Here is a 21,741-nt window from a genome sequence, read left to right as displayed (position 1 = left end):
CGAAATTCGCAGAAAATCGAGCCACAATTACCCACTCGAACGCGGTTTTCAGTACCCGACGGCGAAGTTCTCGCGGTGGTGCTTCGGGTTTTCGATCTCGTCGACGAATGCCACCCCGAGGTCGCGGCCAGAGATGAAGGACTCCCCCGCCTCATCGGTCACGAGCACCGGGCCGCCGTCGCGGTAACTCCCGGTGCGCTCCCCCGGATTCCAGACGCCGAAGCCGCCGGCGGGGTGCACGAAGAACCAGTCCTTGCCGCTGGCATCCGCTTGAAGATCCTCGAGCACGCCAATCGCCTCGAAGGCCTCCGCCTTGAATTCTTCGGGGAAGCCAGAGTCGATGACGCGTGCACCACCGGGCGCCACCAGGCTTCCGCCCGCTCCGCCGACCACACCGAGCCGTACGCTGTCCGGCAGCGCCGCGAACAGCTCAGCGGTTGCCTGACGAACTTTACCGACCATGTCCCCGCGCGGCGAAAGCGCTTGGACGACCACATCGACCTCACCGATCTGCGTCATGAGCGTCGGAACATCAAGGATCGTGCCCTCGAGATATGTCGCGCCCTCCACGCGCTCAGCCGGGGCCGAACGCGCCACCGAGACGACCGAATGACCGCGCGACACCGCCTCAGCGACGATATTCGATCCGGCGTAGCCGGTTCCTCCGATGACAGCGATGCGGGCCATGTGTTCTCCTTCTGAGCGGATGCTTCATGGACAGCATCCGCCGTCGAAGGTTTATTCCGCGGCCTGCTGCGCTCGCGCAGTGGCGACCTGGTACAGCGCCACCGATGCGGCGATACCGGCGTTCAGCGACTCGGTGGCAGCCGAGATCGGGATGGAGATGATCTGATCGCAGTTCTCGGTGACGAGCCGCGACAGTCCCTTGCCCTCTGAGCCGACGACGATGACCACCGGGCGATCAGCAAGCTGGAGCGCCGGCAACGAGACGTCGCCGCCACCGTCCAGTCCGATGACGAAAACGCCCTGTTTCTTGAATTCCTTCAGCTGCGTGGTGAGATTCGTCGCCATGGCGACGGGGAGGCGTGCTGCAGCCCCTGCACTCGTCTTCCATGCCGCCGAGTTCACTCCGGCGGAGCGGCGCTGCGGCAGGATGATGCCATGGCCGCCGAAGGCAGCCGTGGAGCGGATGATCGCTCCGAGGTTGCGCGGGTCGGTGATGCCATCCAGCGCGACGAACAGCGGGAGCTCCCCCCGGTCGATGACCTTCTCGAGCAGATCCTGCGGGTGCGCGTATTCGTACGGCGGCACCTTGATGGCGACACCCTGGTGCACGCCGTCGAAGCCGGCCATCCGGTCAAGCTCCTGACGGGTGACCTCCATCACGGGGATACCGCGGTTCGTGGCGATCGACAGCATCTCCTTGACACGGTCATCCATCTCGACGCGCTGGGCGATGTAGAACGCCGTCGCCGGGATCTTCGCCCGCAGAGCCTCGAGGACGGAGTTACGACCGGTCACATTCTCGGTGTCATCGCCGGACTTCGCCTTGGATGAGCGGTTCGGGTTACTTCCCGATGCCGGGCGTCCGCCCCGTGCAGCACCCGCTGCGGGACGAGCCTTGCCGCCGGCCGCTGCAAAACGCTCATTGGCCGCCTTGCGCTTGCCGGCGACGTGCCAGGCGCGGTCCTCGGCCTTCGGCGTCGGTCCACGTCCCTCAAGCGACTTGCGCCCGAGTCCGCCGGTGCCCTTGGGAGCACCCTTCTTCTTGCTGTTGCCCGCTCCGGGGCGAGGTGGCTTAGCCATCAATACTCCAATGAGTTCCGGCCGGAGTGTCCTCCAGCGTGATTCCTGCGGCCGCGATCGCGTCTCGAATGCGATCCGCCGCCGCCCAGTCTTTGTCGGCTCGTGCCTGAGCCCGTTGTGTGATCATCGCCTGCACGAGGGCGTCGAGAGCGGATGCCTCGGCTCCTCCTGCGGCGGCTTCAATTGCGCCGTCGAATCCGAGCACCTCGAGCATTGCGGCGAGCGCTGCAGCTGCCTGAACGGCTGCAGCGGTGTCACCGGCGTCCAGCGCCGAATTTCCGGCCCGTACCGCCTCATGCACGGCGGCAAGCGCCTGCGGCACGCCGAGATCATCGTCCATCGCCATGGCGAAAGCCTCCGGAAGCGTCCCTGGAACCAACACGGCAGGATCGGCATCCGCTGCCCGAAGCACACGCTGACGGAACATCTGGATGCGTCCGAGGGCAGCTTCTGCCTCGGCGTACGACGAAGCCGTCAGATCAAGGCTCGACCGGTAATGCGCGGCGGCGAGGGCGTACCGGATCACGAGCGGGTCATGCTCAGCGAGCACGTCAGCCGCGAGGGTGAAGTTCCCCAGCGACTTCGACATCTTCTGACCGCCGACGGTGACCAGCCCATTGTGCAGCCAGTAGCTCGCGAATTCTTCGCCGGCGGCAGTCGACTGCGCCAGTTCGTTCTCGTGATGCGGGAAGCGCAGGTCGAGACCGCCGCCGTGGATGTCGAAGGCGGATCCGAGGTAGCGCTTCGCCATGGCCGAGCACTCGATGTGCCAGCCCGGGCGGCCGGCTCCCCAGGGCGACTGCCAGGTCGCATCAGTAGGCTCGCCGGGCTTCGAGCCCTTCCACAGGGCGAAGTCCTGCGGGTTGCGCTTGCCGCGCGGGTCCGCGTCTTCGGCGGCTTCCATGGCATCGATCGTTTGATGCGTCAGTGCACCGTAGGCACTCCATGAGCGCACATCGAAGTAGACGTCACCGGAGCCATCCGGCGCCGGGTAGGCGTGGCCTCGCTCGATGAGCGTCGTGATGAGTTCCTGCATCTGCGGAATGGATGCTGTTGCCCGAGGCTCGTACGTCGGCGCAAGAATGCCGATACCGGCATAGGCCGCCGTGAACTCCTGCTCCATCCGGTACGCCAGCGCCCACCACGGTTCAGCATCCGTTGCGTTGACGAGAACTTTGTCGTCGATGTCGGTGACGTTGCGAACGAAGGTGACCCGGCCGTACTTGCGCACGAGCCAGCGACGAAGAATGTCAAAACTCAGTGCTGCGCGGACATGCCCGATGTGTGGCCCCGACTGCACCGTGGGTCCGCAGACGTACATCGTGATGTTCTCGGGGTCGAGCGGCACGAAGTCGCGCAGCTGCTGAGCGCGGGTGTCGTAAAGGCGGAGGGTCACTGCTCTAGCGTACCGGGGCGCCGCTGAGCAATTACCTATCGGATCGGATGCACCGAGGCGATTGCTGTTGCCGCGATGCCTTCGCCGCGACCGGTGAACCCGAGTCCGTCGGTCGTCGTCGCCGAAACGGAAACCGGCACGCCCCCCAACGCGGCAGACAGCACGGCCTCGGCTTCTGCCCGTCGAGCACTAAACCGCGGCCGATTCGCCTGGAACTGCACGGAAACGTTGCCGATCGCATATCCCTCTTCAGCAAGGATCTCGCGGGTGCGCGCGAGGAACACGTCACCGTGTGCTCCGGCGTACTCCGGATGCGCGGTGCCGAAGTGCTGTCCGATGTCGCCGAGCCCGGCAGCTCCGAGCAGGGCGTCAACGATCGCGTGAGCGACGGCGTCACCGTCGGAGTGCCCGGACAGCGCCTGCTCCCCCGGCCACTGAAGGCCGGCTAGCCACAGATCGCCTTCGCCGCCGAAGGCATGCACGTCGGTGCCGATGCCCACGCGGGGAATCGTCGGCACCGCGCTGAAGGAATCGCGTGTGCCGCCAAGCAGGTGCCGCGCGCGGTCCAGATCGTCCGGAGTGGTGATCTTGAATGCCAGCGGCGACCCGGGGACGTGCCGCACCGGGTGCCCGGCAGCAGCGAACAGCGCCGCATCGTCGGTGTACTCGGCACCGGATGCGAGCGCAGCAGCGTATGCGCCGGCCAGCAGCTCGCGCGGAAAACCCTGCGGGGTCTGCGCCGCGGCGAGCTCAGAGCGGTCCACCGCAGCCACGATGCTCTCAGCATCCACTCGTTTGATGGTGTCGATCACGGCAAGTACCGGGATGACACCCGAGGCGTCTGTGACCGCTTGCGCGACAGCGTCGATCTGCGATGACGGGGTCAGCGCCCGTGCCGCATCGTGCACGAGCACGGTGGTGATGTCGCCCCACAGCGCGCGGAGACCAGCAGCGACCGATTGCTGGCGGGTCTCGCCGCCGACAACGACCCGGCCGAGGTCTCGCCGGTCGCCGGCGGCCTCGATCAGTACGGTCTCGGCATCACCGGCGCGCTCGGCGGGCGCGACGACGATCACCTGCGCGGGGCCCGCGGCAAACACGCCGTCGAGCGCGTGGCGCAGAACGGATCGCTCATCGATGCCGACGAACGCTTTGGGCGCGCCGGCACCCAGCCGCGAACCAGAACCAGCTGCGACCACGATGATCGCGGTCGTTGGCACAGGAAGGAGAGTCACCATCCCAGGCTACCGCCGCCCGAGAGCCGCCTGAGAGCCGCCCGAGAAAGGAACTGCGGCATGAGAAACGTCGAAGAACGATGTTTCTCATGCCGCAGGATGTTTCTCGCGACGCTGCTACTTAGGAGGCAAGAACCTCGTCAAGAATGACGCCGGCCTTGTCTTCGTCGCACTTCTCAGCGAGCGCAAGCTCGGAGATAAGAATCTGACGCGCCTTCGCAAGCATGCGCTTCTCACCAGCGGACAGGCCGCGGTCCTGATCGCGGCGCCACAGGTCGCGGACGACCTCGCTGACCTTGATCACATCGCCAGAGGCGAGCTTCTCAAGGTTCGCCTTGTATCGGCGAGACCAGTTGGTCGGCTCTTCCGTGAACGGCGCACGAAGTACCTCGAACACCTGGTCGAGCCCCTCCTGGCCGATGACATCGCGAACGCCGACCAAATCGACGTTCTCGGCGGGTACCTCGATGATCAAGTCACCCTGGGTGACGTTGAGCTTCAAATACTTCTTCGTCTCGCCCTTAATGACGCGATCCTTGACCTCGATGATCGTCGCAGCCCCATGGTGCGGATAGACGACAGTTTCGCCAACCTCAAAAAGCATAAAATCGTGTCCTTTCGGCAACCTCCAGAATACCACAGGCGACATGCGCTAAGGTTTGCCCCCGCACGGTTCCCGAGCTACCTCTCCGATACCCATACAATGGATACGGATATCCCAAAGTCTTCAGGAGGACTCGTGAAAACGCGCCTTGTAGTGTCAGCCGCCCTCAGCGCCCTTGTTCTTCTCGGCGCGACGGGATGCACCTTCATCACGCCGCAGGCGACATCTATCGATCCGTACAACGTGTCTGACGGTGTCGGCGTTCCTGACTCCGATGGTCCGCTGCAGATCCGCAACGCGATGGTCATCGCCACCGACGACGGATCCACCGGAAACCTCATCGCAGCGATCGTCAACGACACCGAAGACAACGCGACTCTCACGGTCGAGATCGAAGGCCTCGAGCCGCTGTCGGTCCGCGTCGAAGCCGGCGACACTGTGAGCCTGGGCGCGAACGCCGACCCGCTGCGCATCGACGGCCTCGACACGAAGCCCGGCGCCACGGTCGAGATGTACTTCCAGTCCGGTGACGCCACCGGCGCTACCGCTGAGGTTCCCGTCCTCGACGGCACCACGCCTTACTACGCAGACTTGGTTCCGCAGGAGGACTGATCCGCTCCTGCTGAACACAGAAGAGGCCGACACCCGATGGGTGCCGGCCTCTTCTGCGTTCGGCTCAGCCTTCGAAGCGGTAGCCCAGTCCGCGAACGGTCACGAGCATGACCGGCTCACTCGGACTCTCTTCGATGCGCGAGCGGATGCGCTTGATGTGCACGTCAAGCGTCTTCGTGTCGCCGAAGTAGTCGCTGCCCCACACCCGATCGATCAGCTGACCGCGCGTGAGCACACGTCCGGAGTTGCGCATGAGGAGCTCGAGCAGCTCGAACTCCTTCAGCGGCATATTGATCTCCTCGCCTGCGACGGTGACCGTGTGCCGGTCGATGTCCAAAGCGACACGGCCGCCCTCGAGAACCCGTTCGTCGACGTCGCTGTCCGCCTGCACCGCCCGGCGCAGCACTGCACGCATGCGCGCAAGTAGCTCCCGCGAGGAGTACGGCTTGGTGATGTAGTCATCGGCTCCGAGCTCCAGCCCGACGACGATATCCACTTCGGAATCCTTCGCGGTGAGCATGATGATCGGCACCGCAGATGTGGACCGGATCTGACGGCACACTTCGGTGCCGGGCATCCCGGGAAGCATGAGGTCGAGCAGGACTACGTCGGCGCCTCGCTCACCGAACGCGGCAAGTGCTCCGGGTCCGTCTTCGGCGATGTCCACCTCGTATCCCTCTCGGCGCAACAGGTAGGCGAGCGGGTCGGCGAGATCGGGTTCGTCCTCGACGATCAGGATGCGGGTCATGCAGTCTCTCCGTTTCGGACGCGCACGGGTACGGCCTGCTTGGCCGCCTTGCGTACGCGCTTCTTCTTGGTATTGCGGTCGTCGGTGTCCCCCAGCGCCGGGGCTTCGACGCGCGGCAGCGCCATGGTGAACGTAGAACCGCGACCTGGGCGGGACCACAGCCGCACTTCACCGCCGTGTCGCTGGGTGGCGTGCTTCACGATCGACAGGCCGAGTCCCGTTCCGCCGGTCCGGCGCGAGCGGGCTTCATCCGCGCGGTAGAACCGCTCGAAGATGCGCTCCCGGTCGGACTCGGTGATTCCGATTCCCTGGTCCGAGACGGCAATCTCGACCACGTCGCCCTCGATGCGCACACCGATGCCCACGCGTGATTCCTTGGGCGAGTACACGATGGCGTTCGCTATGAGATTACTCACCGCCTCGATGAGGATCTGCGCGTCACCGCGGACGTACGCGCCGCGGTCACCGCCGCGCAGAAGTTCTACCCCGGCCGAATCTGCCTGCACGATGTGCGCCTCGATCGAGGAGGTGATGACCTCATCGAGGGCAACCGGGCTGAAGTCGGTGATCCCATCAGCTGCCTGCAATCGCGACAGGCTCATGATGCGCCCGGTGAGCTGGCCGAGACGGGCCGCTTCGGCTGAGATACGCGAGGCGAAAATGCGCACCTGCGCGGGATCATCGGCTGCCGATTCGATGGCCTCGGCGAGCAGACTCACCGCACCCACCGGAGTCTTCAGCTCATGACTGGTGTTGGCAACGAAGTCGCGGCGCACCTGATCCAGTCGCTCCTGCTCGGTGACGTCCCGGATGATGAGGAGGGTCAAGCGTGACCCGAGAGCGCTCGCCCGTGCAGACACCAGGCGCGGATCCAGGCTGACACCAGGCCGCGTGATGCGCATCGTCTCGGTATCGGTTGCACCGGTGGTGCGCACCGTGCGCACCAACTGTCGCAGCTCCAGGTTGTCGAGGGTCGCTCCGACGTCGATGCCGAACCGTGCGGCGGCCTGAGAGCTGCCGAGGACGAGTCCGGAAGCGTCGATGATGCAGGCGGCATCATCCATACTCTCCAGCACCTCGGCTGCACCATGGGGAACATCCCCTGAGGCTTCCTGAGCCACTCTGGCGCGGACGCGATACGCCCACACGATCAGCACCGACAGGCCCACACCGATGGCGAGGCCCACAGCGAGTGCGAGCAGCGCAATCTGCGGGGTGGTCATACTTACAGCGTAGGCGCCATTCACCTCCGCTTCGGCGGGTTTCCGCGGCAGATCAACGAACGGAGAACTAGTATTCACCTATCGGGCACCATTCGTTAACCTTCAACGAAGACAATCGCTGAGGGCCGTTGCACGTCTTTCCACGGCCGCCGGACCCGCCCGAGTTCCGAATGAAAGGTTGCGCCGCACATGCGCGAAGTCTTCCACCAGTCCCTTGAGGATCTGCAGTCCCGTCTCGTGGAGATCGCCGACCTCGTCACGGTCTCCATCGATAAGGCCACCCGCGCCTTTGCCACCAGCGATGTCTCGCTCGCAGAAGAGGTGATCGCCGACGACCCGATGATCGATGAGCTCGCGGTCAAGCTCGATGAGTTGGCGATCGAGATCCTCGCCCGCCAGCAGCCGGTCGCCCGCGACCTGCGCATCGTCGTGTTCGCGCTGCGCGTCAGCGCCTCCCTGGAGCGCATGGGCGATATGTCTGAGCACATCGCCCAGCTCGCCCGCCTGCGCTTCCCTGAGCGTGCCATCCCCAAGGGGCTCAAGAGCACCTTCACGAAGATGGGCGAGAAGGACGTCGAGGTCGCGCGCACCCTGTCAGAGCTGCTGCGTACGCAGGATCTGCGTCTGGCCGACGACATCCGCAATGCCGATGATGAGGTCGATGAGCTCCACGCTCGCGTGTTCGAAAAGGTGCTCAGCGACAATTGGAAGGGTGAGGCCGGCGCAACAGTCGACGCCACCCTCGCCAGCCGTTACCACGAGCGCTTCGCCGACCACGCCGTCGCCATCGCGAAGAAGGTCGTTTACCTTGCCACCGGCGACTGGGCCGTCGACGAAGAAGACATCGCCCTCGCCGCGGCCGAGATCGCATCCGAGGACACCGGAAGCAGTGGCCTCGCCTGATCTTCCCCGCACGATAGCCGAAACCCCGGGTTCCTCACGAAGGAATCCGGGGTTTCGGCGTAGAACGGTGGGTTACTTCTTACCCTGCGAAGCCACAGCAGCGGCACCGGCAGCGGCGGCTTCGGGGTCGAGGTAACGGCCAGGACCGGTGGGGACGTTGTTCTCGTCGAGTTCGTAGACCAGCGGGATGCCGGTGGGGATGTTCAGCTCGGCGATGTCCTCGTCACTGATGCCATCGAGGTGCTTGACAAGCCCGCGCAGCGAATTGCCGTGCGCCACGACGAGCACAGTCTTGCCCGCCTCGAGGTCAGGAACGATCGAGCTCTCCCAGTAGGGCAGCATCCGGTCGATGACGATCTTGAGCGACTCGGTGCGGGGCACCTCGCCGTCGATGTCGGCGTAGCGCGGGTCGTTCACCTGGCTGAACTCGCTGGCGTCGTCGAGCAGGGGCGGCGGCACATCGAAGGAGCGACGCCACAGCTGGAACTGCTCCGGGCCGAACTCCTCCAGCGTCTGTGCCTTATCCTTGCCCTGCAGCGCACCGTAGTGACGCTCGTTGAGGCGCCAGGAGCGGGTCAGCGGGATCCACAGCCGGTCAGCTGCGTCCAGCGCGATGTTCGCCGTCTGGATGGCGCGGCTGAGCAGCGAGGTGTGCAGCACATCGGGCAGCAGGCCGGATTCGGCGAGGAGCTCACCGCCGCGGCGCGCCTCGTTCTTTCCCTTTTCGGTGAGGCGGACATCCACCCAGCCGGTGAAGAGGTTCAGTTCGTTCCACTCGCTCTGGCCGTGGCGGAGCAGGATGAGGGTGCGCGTCGCAGTCATGCCTCCAGTCTATCGAGCACCCTCGCCGCCGATGCCAGAATGGTCGTATGGCGTCATCTCCTCTCGGACACCCAACCAGGGGAACGACGGGGACCAACCGACTCCGCCGCAACGACCGCTGGATCGCGGCATCCGACGCTTTCCGACGGGCCAGCGACCCGCTCGTCATCGACCTCGGCTACGGCGCCAGCGGCGTGACGGCGTTCGAACTGGCCACCCGACTGGCGAAGGTGCGACCCGACGCCGAGGTCATCGGTTTCGAACTCGATCCCGAGCGGGTGGCCACCGCGCGCCGCCAGCTCGAGGACGTCCGCGCCGGACGGACCACGTTCGCCCCCGATCTGCGTGTCTCGTTCGCGCGCGGCGGCTTCGAGGTGCCGCTTGCCGCCGGACGCCGCCCCGCGGCGATCAGGGCGATGAACGTGCTGCGCCAGTACGACGAGTCGGACGTCGCACAAGCGTGGCGTTCGATGACCGCACGTCTAGCCCCCGACGGGATGCTGTTCGAGGGCACCTGCGATGAGATCGGCCGGATCTCCAGCTGGGCCGATGTCTCGCCCACGGGCACCCCGGTACGATTCACGATCTCACTGCGGCTGGCTGAGCTGGAGCATCCCGGGATCGTCGCGGAGCGGCTCCCGAAAGCGCTGATTCATCGCAACATCCCCGGTGAGCGCATCCATGACCTGCTGGTCGATCTGGATCGCGAGTGGGAACGGGCGGCCGCGCTGTCGACGTTCGGTTCGACCCAGCGTTTCCTGGCCGCGGTGAAGGCTCTGAAGGATCAGGGCTGGCCGGTACTGGGCGACCGTACCCGTTGGCGCCTGGGCGAGCTCACCGTGCCGTGGAGTGCCGTGGCACCCGCCGCTCATTGAGCTGGCCGAGATGCCCGGCCACCCGCGAGAACTTACCGCCTGTCAGCCCCAGCGCTCGGTGAGCCAGGCGACACCGGCGAGTGCCTCGCTGCGCTGGAATGCACGCAGCGTCGGCATGCTCGGCGGCGCAGGCAGACGGGCCTGATCGAACCAGCGGCCGACGATGCCGGCGAGCATCGCATCAACCTGGGCGTCGGTGGTCTCGGCGAAGAGCGGATGCGTGCGCAGCAGTTCCTCCGCATCGATCGGCTCACCGCGCAGACGCGCGTCGAGCAGATAGGGGACGCCGTCCACCCAGCGGGCGCCCACAGCAGCCCACGGCCAGTCAATGAGCCACGCCCGTCCACTCGGATCGATGATCACGTTGTCGGCGCGCACGTCGAGATGCAGCAGATGCTCGCCATCGACCGCCTCGCACACTCCGGATGCCGCGTCAGCCAGCCTGTCGAACGATGCGACGACCCAGTTCGGCAGATCAGCGCCCGTGCTGTCTGCCGCCAGAGCCTTCCAGCTGTCGCGCTCCGAGACGAACTCGTCCGCGGCTCGAGGGAGGGCTTCCAGTGCAGTGCCGGTGACGACCGGCAGCGTGGCGAAGGCGTCAAGGATGGCGACGAGGTCGCGCCCGTCAGCGGGCTCACCCGGATGACGTCCGTCGATGTCTTCGATGATGAGGCCGATCGTGTCATCATCACGCCAGGATCCCAGCAGGCGTGGCGCGTCGACGGTTGCCGGAAGAGCCGCCATCACGACGAGCTCGCGCGCGTGCAGTTCGAATGCGCCGGGGTTGTGGTCGCGCTGGATCGCCTTGACAAACGCTCGGCGTCCGTTCGCCGCGACCAGACGATCAGCGCTGCCCGGAGAGAATCCACCCGCCTGGCTGGTCGCCGAGCTGATCGGTGCGCCGAGGATGCGCTCGCTCTCGGCTCGCAGGCCTGCGGGGAGGTCTTCCCATCTCGTCCGGGTCTTCACATCATCGAGCATCCGACAACGCTATCGCGGCGGGGACTATGCCTTACGCGGGTCCTGGCCCTCAGGGCGGCGGGACAGTCGCGTCAATCGCGGCACATCAGCGGTCGCTCCGGCGTCTGCGGGAACGATGACCTGCTGCGCGGCAGCGATGTCGGTGCCATCGGAGTGCACGACGAGATCTCCGGCCGGCGCACGACGCGACAGGATCGCCAGCGCGATCGGGCCGTCCTCGTAATGACGGGCGGCCGAGGTGATCTGGCCGACCTCCTTGCCGTCTGCGAGAACGGATGCCCCGGGCTCGGGCAGCACGTCATCGCTGCCATCCAACTGCAGCGCTGCGAGGCGACGCGGCGGATGCCCGAGGTTGTGTACCTTCGCGACCGTCTCCTGCCCGCGGTAGCAGCCCTTGTTCATGTGCACGGCGCTGCGGATCCAATCCGATTCATGCGGGAGTGAGCGCTCATCGACCTCGCTCACCCAGCGCGGGCGCCATGCGGCGATGCGCAGGGCCTCGGCGGCCAAGATCCCTGCGACGCCGATGTCTGCTGCGCGCTGCGCGACGGATGCCGCAGCATCCCCATCAACGATCGCGACGTGCCAGTTGTACTCGGCGGCCGGGTGCGACGTCACGTTCGCATACTGGTGACCGCCAGCCTGCACCGCCGTCCACGGGTCGCTCCACAGCAGCGATAGGCCGTTCGGCGCCAGGGCGATCTCACGCAATGCGCTCTCGGCGTCGCCGCCGCCGAAGAAGCCCAGCAGACCGAGTTCCGGACGCAGCGTCACGGTCACGCGCGAGCGGAACACCATGCGTCCCAGCCAGGCCGCCAGCGGCTCAGCATCCGCAGCATCCGCGATCAACCACACGGACGTGCCATCCTCGAGAACGCCGGCGGCGTGCTCGACTCGGCCCTGCGGGTCGAGCACCAGCAGCTCCGTGCTCTCACCGGGTGCAAGGCGCGCAACCGACTGTGTGGTGATGGAATCCAACCAGCTGAGCCGGTCCTCACCCGCGACCTCGATCACGGTGCGATCGCCGAGCGGTGCGACGGCCGAACCGCTGACCAGCCGGCGCTGCTCGCGCATCGGGTCGCCGAAGTGCATGATGACGCCGCCGGATTCGACCGCACCAGCAAGCCCGGCAAACGCCGTGGTCAACGCAGCGGCGCTCATACCCGCGCCAGACGTGCCGAAGCGTGCGAACTCATCTCAGCGCCGAGCGCCGCGATGTCCCAGGCCCAGAGCAGATGCCCCTCGACCAGGCCGTACATGCGGCTGGCGGCGTTATAGGCCTTGCCACCGGCACCACGGATGACCGCATCGGTTCCGATGTCAATGCGCGGGCCGTTGGCCTCGCCGAGATAGAGCTCGAGAGTGCCATCGGAGTGCGCGATCGACACTTCCAACGGGAATCCGCCGGATTCCAGACGCAGCTCCTCGACGTCGTGAACCGTGCGCACGGCTGCGGCGGCGCTCGGTGGCAGCAGTGCGGGACCGGCATCCGCCGCGGTCGCCGGACGCGCCAGACGCCAGAATCCGCTCTCAGCGACGAGTGGGACCGCGGCTTCAGCGCCGTCGGTGTTCATCGAAGCGGTGGCCGCATAGTTCAGGTACCCGACTCCGTCATGGCTGAAACTCACCCGATGGGTGAACTCGCCCTGGAATCGGTGGTCGCCCGCGGTGTACTCGATGACTCCGGTGCCCTCCCAGACCCCGATGAGCCAGCTCAGCGGGGCGAGGTCTGCCGGAAGATCAGCGGGAAGCTCGAGCACGGAATCCTCGGTCAGCGCTGGCCGCGGAAGAGGTTGCGTAGCACGACGCCTGCGACGAAGACGATCGCGAGACTCGCAAGGCCCAGCAGACCGATGAAGAAGAGTTCAAGAGCGACGAGATCCATAGCCCCACTCTACCCCCGCTGCCACGGATGAAGACGAAGCTGTGTTACGCAGGCACGAGGGCGGCGAGCGCGAAGCCTGCCGACACCACACCCAGAAGCAGCAGCGCGCCGGTCACACTCACCGCGAGCCGGAAGATGAAGCCCTTCGCCTGGCCGTACCAGAGCTGCACGGCGAATGACAGCAGAATCGAGCCGCCGAAGGCGACGAGCAACCATTGCACCTGCCAGATCTCCGGCACGAAGATGCCGATGGCGATGGCAGCGGCAAGCGCGATAGCCCAGACGATGAGCACACCGCTGAGCGGGCTGCGTGGCGCGAGAGCGGGTTCCGACATGAGTCCATTGTTACGCATTCGACGCACATTGCTCTTCTCTGCGTGCGAAGGCGCAAGCTCGGTCGGTATTATTGGCGCACGGTATTGACTGCCGTACTGGGCGTCGCACACGTCGTCCGAGAGGAAAGTGCGTGGCCCTGATCCTGATTCTGTCGTCGGCTCCTCCTGCGGAGCACGCTCTGCCCGCCCTGGAGCTGCTCGGCCATCAGGTGCGCCAGATCCCGGCAGAACCCGCGCAGCTGGTGACCGCTCCGGACAGTGACGTCGTGATCGTGGATGCCCGTAATGACCTGGTGGGCGCGAAATCGCTGTGCAAGCTTCTGCGCACAACGGGCCAGGATGCGCCGCTGTTGCTCGTGGTCACCGAGGGTGGGCTGAGCGCCGTCTCCGGGGACTGGGGCATTGATGACGTCCTGCTCACCGGTGCCGGTCCCGCCGAGATCGATGCGCGCATCAGGCTCGCTCTGGCCCGCAGCACGGTGACGGCTGAATCAAGTCGGGTGCAGGCATCCGGCATCACGATCGACGAGCAGTCGTACGCGGCGAAGCTCCGCGGCAAACCGCTGGATCTGACATACAAGGAGTTTCAGCTGCTGCACTTCCTGGCCACCCACCCCGCACGGGTCTTCACTCGTGAGCAGCTACTCAGCGAGGTATGGGGATACGACTACTTCGGCGGTACCCGCACGGTCGACGTGCACGTCCGGCGCCTGCGCGCCAAACTCGGCGACCAGGAGCAGATCATCGGCACTGTGCGCAACGTCGGCTACCGCTTCAATGTGTACGACGAAGACCAACTGACCGCCACGTCACGGTAAGACACCGGATTCGTTCACACCTAAGCCACGTCTCGATGCCAAGATATACAGCATGATCGATCCAGCTCTCGCAGACGCCGGCCTGGGTGACGCCGAGGACGATGACTTCGACGCCATCGAATCTCCGGACTCCCAGTTACCCGACCATCGCTTCCACGACCGAGAGATCAGCTGGCTCGCGTTCAACCAGCGCGTGCTCGAACTGGCGGAGGATACGAGCCTTCCCGAGCTGGAACGATCGAACTTCCTGGCGATCTTCGCGAGCAACCTCGATGAGTTCTTCATGGTGCGCGTCGCCGGGCTCAAACGCCGTATCGTCACTGGCCTCGCGGTGCCCTCCAATGTCGGCCGCTCCCCCTCTGACGTTCTCGCAGACATTTCCCGCGACGCCCATGCGCTGCAGCTGCGCCATGCCGCCGCGTGGATCGATCTGGTGCGCCCGGCGCTCGCGGATGCCGGAATCGAGATCACCGAGTGGGACGAACTCGTCGACTCGGAGCGCGAAGCTCTGACCGAGTACTTCCAGCTGCAGGTCTTTCCCGTTCTCATGCCGCTCGCCGTGGATCCGGCGCACCCCTTCCCGTACATTTCGGGACTGTCGTTGAACCTCGCCATTCGCATTCGCAATGCCCGCACCGGCCGGCAGGAATTCGCGCGTCTGAAGGTACCGCCGATGCTGCCGCGGTTCGTCGAGGTTCCGGGCACGGGTGAGATCAAGCGGTTCCTGCGTCTGGAAGAGCTGATCGCCAATCACCTGGGCGATCTGTTCCCCGGCATGGAAGTACTCGATCATCACGCGTTCCGACTCACCCGGAACGAGGATGTCGAGATCGAGGAGGATGAGAGCGAGAACCTCATCCAGGCGCTCGAAGCTGAGCTGCTGCGTCGCCGCTTCGGGCCGCCGATCCGTCTCGAGATCAACGATGACATGGATGATCTCACCCTGGATCTGCTCATCAAAGAGCTCGACATCACTGAGCAGGAGGTCTACCGACTTCCCGGCCCGCTTGACCTCCGCGGACTGTTCTCACTGTCCAGGGTCGACCGCCCTGATCTGCGGTACCCGCCACATCTGCCGACGACGGCGGTGGCGTTCCAGCCGGCTGGTTCCGCCACCCGCGCCGATATCTTCGCCGCGATCGGCAAGGCGGATGTGCTCGTGCATCACCCCTACGAGTCCTTCGCCACCAGTGTGCAGGCGTTCCTCGAGCAAGCAGCTCGCGACCCGCATGTCCTCGCCATCAAGCAGACTCTGTACCGCACCTCCGGTGACAGCCCTGTTGTGCAGGCGCTCATCGATGCGGCTGAGGCGGGAAAGTCTGTGCTCGCCCTCGTCGAGGTGAAGGCTCGCTTCGATGAGGCCAACAACATCGTCTGGGCCCGCAAGCTCGAAAAGGCCGGCGTCCACGTCGTCTACGGCCTGGTGGGGCTGAAGACGCACTGCAAGCTCGCCCTCGTCATCCGTGAGGAAGAGGGCAAACTTCGCCACTACTCGCACGTCGGCACCGGAAACTACAATCCGAAGACCAGCCGCGTCTATGAGGACTTCGGCCTGTTCACCGCTGACGCACAGGTCGGCAAGGACCTCACCAGACTGTTCAATGAGCTCAGCGGCTACGCGATCGAGAAGAAGTTCAAGCGCCTGCTCGTCGCCCCGCTGCACCTGCGCAAGGGACTGCTGCGCCAAATCAACAACGAGCGCACGAATGCCCTCGAGGGTCGCCCGGCGCACATCCGCATCAAGGTGAACTCGCTCGTCGACGAAGAGATCATCGACGCGCTCTACCGCGCCAGCCAGGCCGGGGTGAAAGTCGACATCTGGGTGCGCGGCATCTGCAGCATCAAGGTCGACCTGCCCGGAACCAGTGACAACATCACCGTGCGCAGCATCCTGGGCAGATATCTCGAGCACTCGCGAATCTTCGCGTTCGAGAACGGTGGCGACCCGCAGGTGCACATCGGCAGCGCCGACATGATGCACCGCAACCTCGATCGACGAGTTGAGGCGCTGGTGCGCGTGACCGATCCCGCCCATATCAAGGAACTGCTCACCTTCTTCGATCTGGCAATGGATGACGGCACCAGCTCGTGGCATCTCGGAGCCGAGGGCACGTGGGAGCGGCACGCCGTCGACGCCGAGGGCAACCCGCTGGTCGACCTGCAAGATAAGACCATGAACCAGGTTCGACGCCGTCGGCGTCCGCGTTCGGTTCGATGACGTTGCGATCGGCTGAGGGAGCGACCGAGATCGTGCAAGACGACAAGGCTGTGTACGCGGCAGGCGCCGTGGTCTGGCGGCTGGTGGACGGCAAACTCCGCGTGCTGCTCATCCACCGCACGAAGTATCGGGATGTGACCCTTCCCAAGGGGAAGGTCGATCCCGGCGAGATGCTCGCCCAGACGGCGGTGCGCGAGGTCTTCGAGGAGACCGGCATCCGCGTCGCCCTCGGCGTCCCCGTCGGGGTGAGCAGGTACTTCATGCGACCCAAGCGGCAGAAAGTCGTGCACTACTGGGCTGCTGAGGCCACCGAGGAGGCCATCCGCAACTCGGCCTTCGTCCCGAACCACGAGATCTCGGGTCTGGAATGGGTCAGTGTGAAGAAGGCCCGAAAGTGCCTGAGCTACCCCGTGGATCTGGAAATCCTGGATGGGTTCGAAAAACTCGTCGATGACGGCATCCTGCGCACCTTTCCGATCATCGCGCTGCGTCACGCGAAAGCTGTCGGACGCTCCGATTGGGAGATGTCGGATGCTTCGCGGGTGCTGACCGAGCGCGGCAAGAAGCAGGCCGCCGCCATCGTCGCACCGCTCCTCGCTTTCGGGGTCCGCAAGATCATCACCAGTGACGCCGTCCGGTGCGTGCAGACGATCACGCCGCTGGCGAAGGCGCTCGATCGCAAGCCCGTGCAGACCGAGCTCATCAGCCAGGATGCCTGGGAAGACGGGCGTTCGGACGCACGGATGGTGATCGGCAAACGCGTGCGCACCGGCAAACCCGCGGTGCTGTGCAGTCACGGCCCGGTACTCCCCGACATCTTCAGCGAACTCGCCCTGGCCACCGGCACCATGCCGGGGTCGTACCTGGGCAGCGCTTCCGCGCTCGAAGTGGCGGCTTTCTCGGTCGCACATCTGTCGGCGACCAACCCCGGCTCGGGGATCATCTCGATCGAGACGCACGTCCCGAAAGTCTGACGCTTCGCCAGTCGTTCACCTTCTGTTTACCTCCGCGGGACAGTCTCGTTAACTGTCGCACTTAGCGTCACTGTGTGCCCTGCACCGGGCCCAACCATCCACGATCGAAGGATCCACAGTGAAGATCTCCCGAATCGCACGAATCGGCGCCGTCGGCGCCGTGGCCGCTCTCGCTCTCGCCGGCTGCGCCGCGAACGAAGCCCCTGCAGGCGAATCATCCGATGCACCCGCCGAGACCGGCGCAACCGCACTCTCCGGCACCATCGACGCCACCGGCGCTTCCTCGCAGGCAGCAGCCCAGGAAGCCTGGGTCGCCGCGTTCCAGACCGCCAACGTTGAGGTCACCGTCAACTACGAGCCCACTGGCTCGGGCACCGGCCGCGAGAACTTCCTCGAGGGTGGCAGCAGCTTCATCGGCTCCGACCGTGCGTTCAACGCTGAGGAGATCGCCGCCGGCGGCTTCGGCGCCTGCACCACGGACGACATCGTCGAAATCCCCGTCTACATCTCGCCGGTCGCCGTCGCGTTCAACCTCGAGGGCGTCGACACGCTGAACCTGGACGCCGCCACCATCGCGAGCATCTTCGGCGGCACCATCACCAACTGGAACGACTCCGCGATCGCGACGCTCAACCCCGACGCCACGCTCCCCGACCTGGCCATCTCGCCGGTTCACCGCTCCGACCCTTCGGGCACGCAGGAGACCTTCACCAACTACCTCGCGGCGACCGCTCCCGACATCTGGACCTACGAGGTTTCCGACGAGTGGCCGATCGAGGGCGGCGAGGCCGCACAGGGCACCTCCGGCGTCGTTCAGGCCATCACGGCCGGCAACGGTGCGATCGGCTTTGCTGACGCTTCCCAGGTCGGCGACCTCGGCCAGGTGCACGTCGGCGTCAACGGCGAGTACATCGCGTACTCGGCGGAGGCCGCATCGCAGCTCGTCGAGGGCGCAGAGCTCGAAGAGGGCCGCGGGGCCGGCGACCTTGCGTTCGCTGTTGACCCTGCTGCTGCAGCAGACGGTGCTTACCCGATCGCCCTGGTCAGCTACCTGATCGGCTGCGAGCAGTACGAGGACGCGAACGTCGCTGAGCTCGTCAAGTCGTACTTCACCTACATCGCCAGCCCCGAGGGCCAGGATGCCGCCGCAGACAACGCCGGCAACGCCCCCATCTCGGACGGCCTGCGCGACAAGGTCCTCGCTGCGATCGACCTCATCCAGGTCGGCTGATAACGCCCTGATGGCATACAGCTGACGTCGATGCCCTCGCACCCAGACTAGGGTGCGGGGGCATCGACGAGCACGCTACGATTCACTCCGACTCCTCCGCCCGAAACAGGGAGACCATGAGCACGACCGAGCAGGTAAAGACCGCGCGCACCGATCCGCCGGCCACGATCAAAGCCAAGCAGCGCCTCGGCGACCGGGTATTCTCCGGAACCGCGCTGGGCGCCGGGGTCATCATCCTCATCGTCCTGGCCGCTGTTGCGACGTTCCTCATCATCCAGAGCATCCCCGCGTTTCAGGCCGACACCAGCGATAACCACATCCTCAAGGGTGAGTCGTTCTGGACATACGTCTGGCCGCTGGTCTTCGGCACGCTCTGGGCCGCGTTCATGGCGCTGGTCATCGCAGCTCCGATCTCCATCGGCATCGCGCTGTTCATCTCCCACTACGCACCCCGCAAGCTCGCCTCGCTGCTGGGCTACATCATCGATCTGCTCGCCGCGGTCCCCTCGGTCGTCTTCGGCCTGTGGGGCGGCCTCGTGCTCGCCCCGATGCTCCAGCCGATCTATGCGTGGCTGAGCGAGAACGCGAGCTGGATCCCGTTCTTCCAAGGCCAGGTCTCCTCGACCGGAAAGACCATCCTGACGGCAGCTCTCGTGCTCGCCGTGATGTGCATCCCGATCATGACCGCGATCTGCCGTGAAGTCTTCCTGCAGACGCCCACCCTCCACGAAGAGGCGGCGCTCGCGCTCGGCGCAACGCGCTGGGAGATGGTGCGGATGGCTGTGCTGCCATTCGCTCGCGGCGGCATGGTCTCGGCCGCGATGCTCGCTCTCGGCCGCGCACTCGGCGAGACGATGGCCGTGACGATGGTGCTCTCACCGTCCGCCGTCATCAGCTTCCTGGTGATCACCGCCACCAACCCGACGCCGATCCCCGCGAACATCGCCCTCGCTTTTCCGGAAGCGCACGGCACCGGCGTCAACACACTGGTCGCAACCGGCCTCATCCTCTTCGTCGTGACCTTCGCGGTCAATGCGCTGGCACGCTGGATCGTCGCCCGCCGCGCCGAGTTCTCGGGAGCGAACTGATATGACCATCACCGTCGAGCCCGACGTCTCACCCGCCAGCGCCCCCAACGTCTCGCTCACATCGGGCAGGCTCCCGAAGTGGGCACCCTGGGCACTGCTGCTGCTGTCGTGGGTCATCTCGTTCGCTGTGTTCGGCGTTACGAGCATCGGTGAGGATCTCGCCGACTTCAACATCGTGGGCGCATCGATCATCGGCATCCTGATCTACATGGTGCTGATCACGGTGCTGTCGATGATCGTGGAAAGCCGCCGCAAGGCGGTCGACCGGCTGATGACGGCACTCGTGGCAACAGCATTCCTGATCGCCCTGATGCCCCTGGTCTCACTACTGTGGACCGTGGTCTCCAACGGCCTCAACCGCTTCGACGCCGAGTTCTTCTCCTTCTCGATGCGCAATGTCGTCGGTGACGGCGGCGGCATCGTGCACGCTATCTGGGGCACGCTGCTGATCACGCTCACCGCCGCCGTGATCTCGGTGCCCATCGGGCTGATGACGTCGATCTACCTGGTCGAGTACGGCCGCGGAAAGCTCGCGAAGGGCATCACGTTCTTCGTCGATGTGATGACCGGAATCCCCTCGATCGTCGCCGGTCTGTTTATCTACGCGGTCTTCTCATTGATCTTCCGGCCCGGCATCTCGATGGGCATCATGGGTGCACTGTCGCTGGCAGTTCTCATGACCCCGGTGGTCGTTCGAGGCAGCGAAGAACTGCTGAAGATCGTTCCGAACGAGCTGCGCGAGGCCGCCTACGCGCTCGGTGTGCCGAAGTGGCTGACGATCCTCAAGGTGGTGCTGCCCACCTCGATCGCGGGCATCATGACCTCGATCACCCTCGCCATCGCTCGCGTGATCGGTGAGACCGCACCGCTGCTGCTGACCGCCGGATTCACGATGAGTATGAATACGAACATCTTCAACGGGCAGATGATGACTCTGCCTGTGTTCGCCTACAACCAGTACATGAACCAGGGCACGAACCCGGATGCTGCTCTCGACCGAGCATGGGCTTCTGCTCTCACCCTGATCCTGATCGTCATGGTCCTGAACCTGCTCGCGCGCCTGATCGCGAAGTGGTTCGCCCCGAAGACATCCGGCCGCTGAGCCGCACCCGATCCGTTCGTAAGGAAACCACACGTGTCCAAGAGCATCGAAGTCAACGACCTCAACGTCTACTACGGCGACTTCCTCGCCGTGGAGGGCGTCTCTCTCGAGATCCAGCCGCGCAGTGTCACAGCGTTCATCGGGCCGTCCGGTTGCGGCAAGTCCACGTTCCTGCGCACCCTGAACCGCATGCACGAAGTCATCCCGGGCGCTCGCGTGCAGGGTGAAGTGCTGCTCGATGGCAAGGACCTGTATGGTCCTGGCGTCGACCCGGTGCTCGTACGCCGCCAGGTGGGCATGGTGTTCCAGCGCCCGAACCCGTTCCCGACGATGTCGATCAAGGAGAACGTGCTGGCCGGCGTGAAGCTGAACAACACCCGGATGACGAAGAGCGATCAGGACGCACTGGTCGAAAGTGCGCTGACCGGCGCGAACCTCTGGAACGAGGTCAAGGACCGGCTCGACCGCCCCGGTTCCGGCCTGTCCGGCGGCCAGCAGCAGCGTCTGTGCATCGCCCGTGCGATCGCGGTTGAGCCCGAGGTCATCCTCATGGACGAGCCCTGCTCAGCTCTGGACCCGATCTCGACCTATGCGATCGAGGAACTGATCGGCGAGCTGAAGAACCAGTACACCGTCGTCATCGTCACGCACAACATGCAGCAGGCGTCCCGCGTCTCGGACAAGACCGCGTTCTTCAACATCGCCGGTACCGGCAAGCCCGGCAAGCTCATCGAGTACGGCGACACCACCTCGATCTTCACCACCCCAACCGTGCAGGCCACTGAGGACTACGTCTCCGGCCGGTTCGGGTAGTCGGTCGGTTCCCGGTCGGTACCCGCCCCTGTCCCGAATCCCAGAGGCCTCGGGTTCGCCTCGGCGTGCCGCGCCCCGTCGGAGCCGCGACACGCCGTACAAGCACGCAAC

22 protein-coding genes are annotated in these 21,741 nt (G+C 65.3%); 10 read left to right on the top strand and 12 right to left on the bottom strand.

Annotation, left to right across the window (positions count from 1 at the left end; translation table 11 throughout):
• Positions 1-48: 48 nt before the first annotated feature.
• From ACSU1L_RS11595 to ACSU1L_RS11575, 5 genes are all read right to left on the bottom strand, one after another.
• On the bottom strand, positions 49-687 hold the full coding sequence (locus ACSU1L_RS11595; RefSeq protein WP_439255902.1) for an NAD(P)-dependent oxidoreductase: 639 nt from the start codon (positions 685-687) through the stop codon (positions 49-51).
• 51 nt (positions 688-738) lie between these two features.
• Positions 739-1,767 (bottom strand): 23S rRNA (guanosine(2251)-2'-O)-methyltransferase RlmB, encoded by a 1,029-nt coding sequence (rlmB, locus tag ACSU1L_RS11590; protein ID WP_438255456.1) that lies wholly within the window; start codon positions 1,765-1,767, stop codon positions 739-741.
• Complete coding sequence (gene cysS / locus ACSU1L_RS11585) at positions 1,760-3,163, bottom strand: cysteine--tRNA ligase (RefSeq protein WP_439255901.1); 1,404 nt, start codon at positions 3,161-3,163, stop codon at positions 1,760-1,762. Before cysS ends, rlmB begins: the two co-directional genes overlap by 8 nt.
• Positions 3,164-3,198: 35 nt before the next feature.
• Complete coding sequence (ispD, locus tag ACSU1L_RS11580; RefSeq protein ID WP_439255900.1) at positions 3,199-4,398, bottom strand: 2-C-methyl-D-erythritol 4-phosphate cytidylyltransferase; 1,200 nt, start codon at positions 4,396-4,398, stop codon at positions 3,199-3,201.
• Between the two features lie 121 nt (positions 4,399-4,519).
• The gene (locus ACSU1L_RS11575; protein ID WP_438255459.1) at positions 4,520-5,002 is read right to left on the bottom strand and encodes a CarD family transcriptional regulator; all 483 of its coding nucleotides are present in this window, start codon (positions 5,000-5,002) and stop codon (positions 4,520-4,522) included.
• Between the two features lie 135 nt (positions 5,003-5,137).
• On the opposite strand from ACSU1L_RS11575, the gene ACSU1L_RS11570 reads away from it, so the two are divergent.
• Positions 5,138-5,614 (top strand): DNA modification methylase, encoded by a 477-nt coding sequence (locus ACSU1L_RS11570; RefSeq protein ID WP_438255460.1) that lies wholly within the window; start codon positions 5,138-5,140, stop codon positions 5,612-5,614.
• Between the two features lie 64 nt (positions 5,615-5,678).
• Here the strand turns inward: ACSU1L_RS11570 and ACSU1L_RS11565 are convergent, their stop codons facing one another.
• Positions 5,679-6,362 (bottom strand): response regulator, encoded by a 684-nt coding sequence (locus tag ACSU1L_RS11565; protein ID WP_438255461.1) that lies wholly within the window; start codon positions 6,360-6,362, stop codon positions 5,679-5,681.
• Positions 6,359-7,585 carry a sensor histidine kinase gene (locus ACSU1L_RS11560; RefSeq protein ID WP_438255462.1) on the bottom strand — a complete coding sequence of 409 codons (1,227 nt, stop codon included), beginning with the start codon at positions 7,583-7,585 and terminating at the stop codon, positions 6,359-6,361. Before ACSU1L_RS11560 ends, ACSU1L_RS11565 begins: the two co-directional genes overlap by 4 nt.
• A gap of 189 nt (positions 7,586-7,774) precedes the next feature.
• On the opposite strand from ACSU1L_RS11560, the gene phoU reads away from it, so the two are divergent.
• Complete coding sequence (gene phoU, locus ACSU1L_RS11555) at positions 7,775-8,488, top strand: phosphate signaling complex protein PhoU (RefSeq protein WP_438255463.1); 714 nt, start codon at positions 7,775-7,777, stop codon at positions 8,486-8,488.
• A 72-nt stretch (positions 8,489-8,560) separates the two neighbouring features.
• Here phoU and ACSU1L_RS11550 read toward each other — a convergent pair whose 3' ends face one another.
• Entirely contained in the window at positions 8,561-9,310 is a 750-nt protein-coding gene (locus ACSU1L_RS11550) for a phosphoglyceromutase (protein ID WP_438255464.1), read from the bottom strand.
• A gap of 47 nt (positions 9,311-9,357) precedes the next feature.
• On the opposite strand from ACSU1L_RS11550, the gene ACSU1L_RS11545 reads away from it, so the two are divergent.
• Positions 9,358-10,185, top strand: a complete 828-nt coding sequence (locus ACSU1L_RS11545; RefSeq protein ID WP_439255899.1) for a class I SAM-dependent methyltransferase — start codon at positions 9,358-9,360, stop codon at positions 10,183-10,185.
• Positions 10,186-10,227: 42 nt separating this feature from the next.
• On the opposite strand, the gene ACSU1L_RS11540 is transcribed toward ACSU1L_RS11545, so the two are convergent.
• The 4 genes from ACSU1L_RS11540 to ACSU1L_RS11525 form a co-directional block, all read right to left on the bottom strand.
• Positions 10,228-11,166 carry a hypothetical protein gene (locus ACSU1L_RS11540; protein ID WP_439255898.1) on the bottom strand — a complete coding sequence of 313 codons (939 nt, stop codon included), beginning with the start codon at positions 11,164-11,166 and terminating at the stop codon, positions 10,228-10,230.
• Between the two features lie 24 nt (positions 11,167-11,190).
• Positions 11,191-12,327 (bottom strand): CAF17-like 4Fe-4S cluster assembly/insertion protein YgfZ, encoded by a 1,137-nt coding sequence (gene ygfZ / locus ACSU1L_RS11535; protein WP_439255897.1) that lies wholly within the window; start codon positions 12,325-12,327, stop codon positions 11,191-11,193.
• Complete coding sequence (locus tag ACSU1L_RS11530) at positions 12,324-12,926, bottom strand: FABP family protein (protein WP_439255896.1); 603 nt, start codon at positions 12,924-12,926, stop codon at positions 12,324-12,326. The genes ygfZ and ACSU1L_RS11530 overlap by 4 nt, the downstream gene beginning before the upstream one ends.
• A gap of 169 nt (positions 12,927-13,095) precedes the next feature.
• The gene (locus tag ACSU1L_RS11525) at positions 13,096-13,386 is read right to left on the bottom strand and encodes a hypothetical protein (RefSeq protein WP_438255469.1); all 291 of its coding nucleotides are present in this window, start codon (positions 13,384-13,386) and stop codon (positions 13,096-13,098) included.
• Between the two features lie 131 nt (positions 13,387-13,517).
• On the opposite strand from ACSU1L_RS11525, the gene ACSU1L_RS11520 reads away from it, so the two are divergent.
• The 7 genes from ACSU1L_RS11520 (at position 13,518) to pstB (ending at position 21,630) form a co-directional block, all read left to right on the top strand.
• Complete coding sequence (locus ACSU1L_RS11520) at positions 13,518-14,204, top strand: winged helix-turn-helix transcriptional regulator (protein WP_438255470.1); 687 nt, start codon at positions 13,518-13,520, stop codon at positions 14,202-14,204.
• Positions 14,205-14,256: 52 nt separating this feature from the next.
• The gene (locus tag ACSU1L_RS11515; protein WP_439255895.1) at positions 14,257-16,422 is read left to right on the top strand and encodes an RNA degradosome polyphosphate kinase; all 2,166 of its coding nucleotides are present in this window, start codon (positions 14,257-14,259) and stop codon (positions 16,420-16,422) included.
• On the top strand, positions 16,419-17,396 hold the full coding sequence (locus ACSU1L_RS11510) for an NUDIX hydrolase (RefSeq protein WP_439255894.1): 978 nt from the start codon (positions 16,419-16,421) through the stop codon (positions 17,394-17,396). The genes ACSU1L_RS11515 and ACSU1L_RS11510 overlap by 4 nt, the downstream gene beginning before the upstream one ends.
• A gap of 118 nt (positions 17,397-17,514) precedes the next feature.
• Positions 17,515-18,627: a phosphate ABC transporter substrate-binding protein PstS gene (locus tag ACSU1L_RS11505; RefSeq protein WP_438255473.1), complete on the top strand. Its 1,113-nt coding sequence runs from the start codon at positions 17,515-17,517 to the stop codon at positions 18,625-18,627.
• A gap of 116 nt (positions 18,628-18,743) precedes the next feature.
• The gene (pstC, locus tag ACSU1L_RS11500; protein ID WP_438255474.1) at positions 18,744-19,715 is read left to right on the top strand and encodes a phosphate ABC transporter permease subunit PstC; all 972 of its coding nucleotides are present in this window, start codon (positions 18,744-18,746) and stop codon (positions 19,713-19,715) included.
• Position 19,716: 1 nt separating this feature from the next.
• The gene (gene pstA, locus ACSU1L_RS11495; protein ID WP_439255893.1) at positions 19,717-20,817 is read left to right on the top strand and encodes a phosphate ABC transporter permease PstA; all 1,101 of its coding nucleotides are present in this window, start codon (positions 19,717-19,719) and stop codon (positions 20,815-20,817) included.
• A gap of 33 nt (positions 20,818-20,850) precedes the next feature.
• Positions 20,851-21,630 carry a phosphate ABC transporter ATP-binding protein PstB gene (pstB, locus tag ACSU1L_RS11490; protein WP_439255892.1) on the top strand — a complete coding sequence of 260 codons (780 nt, stop codon included), beginning with the start codon at positions 20,851-20,853 and terminating at the stop codon, positions 21,628-21,630.
• The last annotated feature ends 111 nt before the right edge of the window (positions 21,631-21,741 follow it).

The sequence above is a fragment of the Microbacterium sp. A94 genome (genome assembly GCF_051842855.1).
GTDB lineage: Bacteria > Actinomycetota > Actinomycetes > Actinomycetales > Microbacteriaceae > Microbacterium.
The sequence above is the reverse complement of the archived record's forward strand: the minus strand, read 5'-3'. Positions and strand labels throughout refer to the sequence as shown.

Bases quoted from the DNA above. Each gene is read 5' to 3' on its own strand.
- ACSU1L_RS11595 (WP_439255902.1), bottom strand. From the start codon at position 687: ATGGCCCGCATCGCTGTCATCGGAGGAACCGGCTACGCCGGATCGAAT.
- rlmB (WP_438255456.1), bottom strand. From the start codon at position 1,767: ATGGCTAAGCCACCTCGCCCCGGAGCGGGCAACAGCAAGAAGAAGGGT.
- ACSU1L_RS11575 (WP_438255459.1), bottom strand. From the start codon at position 5,002: ATGCTTTTTGAGGTTGGCGAAACTGTCGTCTATCCGCACCATGGGGCT.
- ACSU1L_RS11565 (WP_438255461.1), bottom strand. From the start codon at position 6,362: ATGACCCGCATCCTGATCGTCGAGGACGAACCCGATCTCGCCGACCCG.
- ACSU1L_RS11560 (WP_438255462.1), bottom strand. From the start codon at position 7,585: ATGACCACCCCGCAGATTGCGCTGCTCGCACTCGCTGTGGGCCTCGCC.
- phoU (WP_438255463.1), top strand. From the start codon at position 7,775: ATGCGCGAAGTCTTCCACCAGTCCCTTGAGGATCTGCAGTCCCGTCTC.
- ACSU1L_RS11550 (WP_438255464.1), bottom strand. From the start codon at position 9,310: ATGACTGCGACGCGCACCCTCATCCTGCTCCGCCACGGCCAGAGCGAG.
- ACSU1L_RS11545 (WP_439255899.1), top strand. From the start codon at position 9,358: ATGGCGTCATCTCCTCTCGGACACCCAACCAGGGGAACGACGGGGACC.
- ACSU1L_RS11540 (WP_439255898.1), bottom strand. From the start codon at position 11,166: ATGCTCGATGATGTGAAGACCCGGACGAGATGGGAAGACCTCCCCGCA.
- ygfZ (WP_439255897.1), bottom strand. From the start codon at position 12,327: ATGAGCGCCGCTGCGTTGACCACGGCGTTTGCCGGGCTTGCTGGTGCG.
- ACSU1L_RS11525 (WP_438255469.1), bottom strand. From the start codon at position 13,386: ATGTCGGAACCCGCTCTCGCGCCACGCAGCCCGCTCAGCGGTGTGCTC.
- ACSU1L_RS11515 (WP_439255895.1), top strand. From the start codon at position 14,257: ATGATCGATCCAGCTCTCGCAGACGCCGGCCTGGGTGACGCCGAGGAC.
- ACSU1L_RS11510 (WP_439255894.1), top strand. From the start codon at position 16,419: ATGACGTTGCGATCGGCTGAGGGAGCGACCGAGATCGTGCAAGACGAC.
- pstC (WP_438255474.1), top strand. From the start codon at position 18,744: ATGAGCACGACCGAGCAGGTAAAGACCGCGCGCACCGATCCGCCGGCC.
- pstA (WP_439255893.1), top strand. From the start codon at position 19,717: ATGACCATCACCGTCGAGCCCGACGTCTCACCCGCCAGCGCCCCCAAC.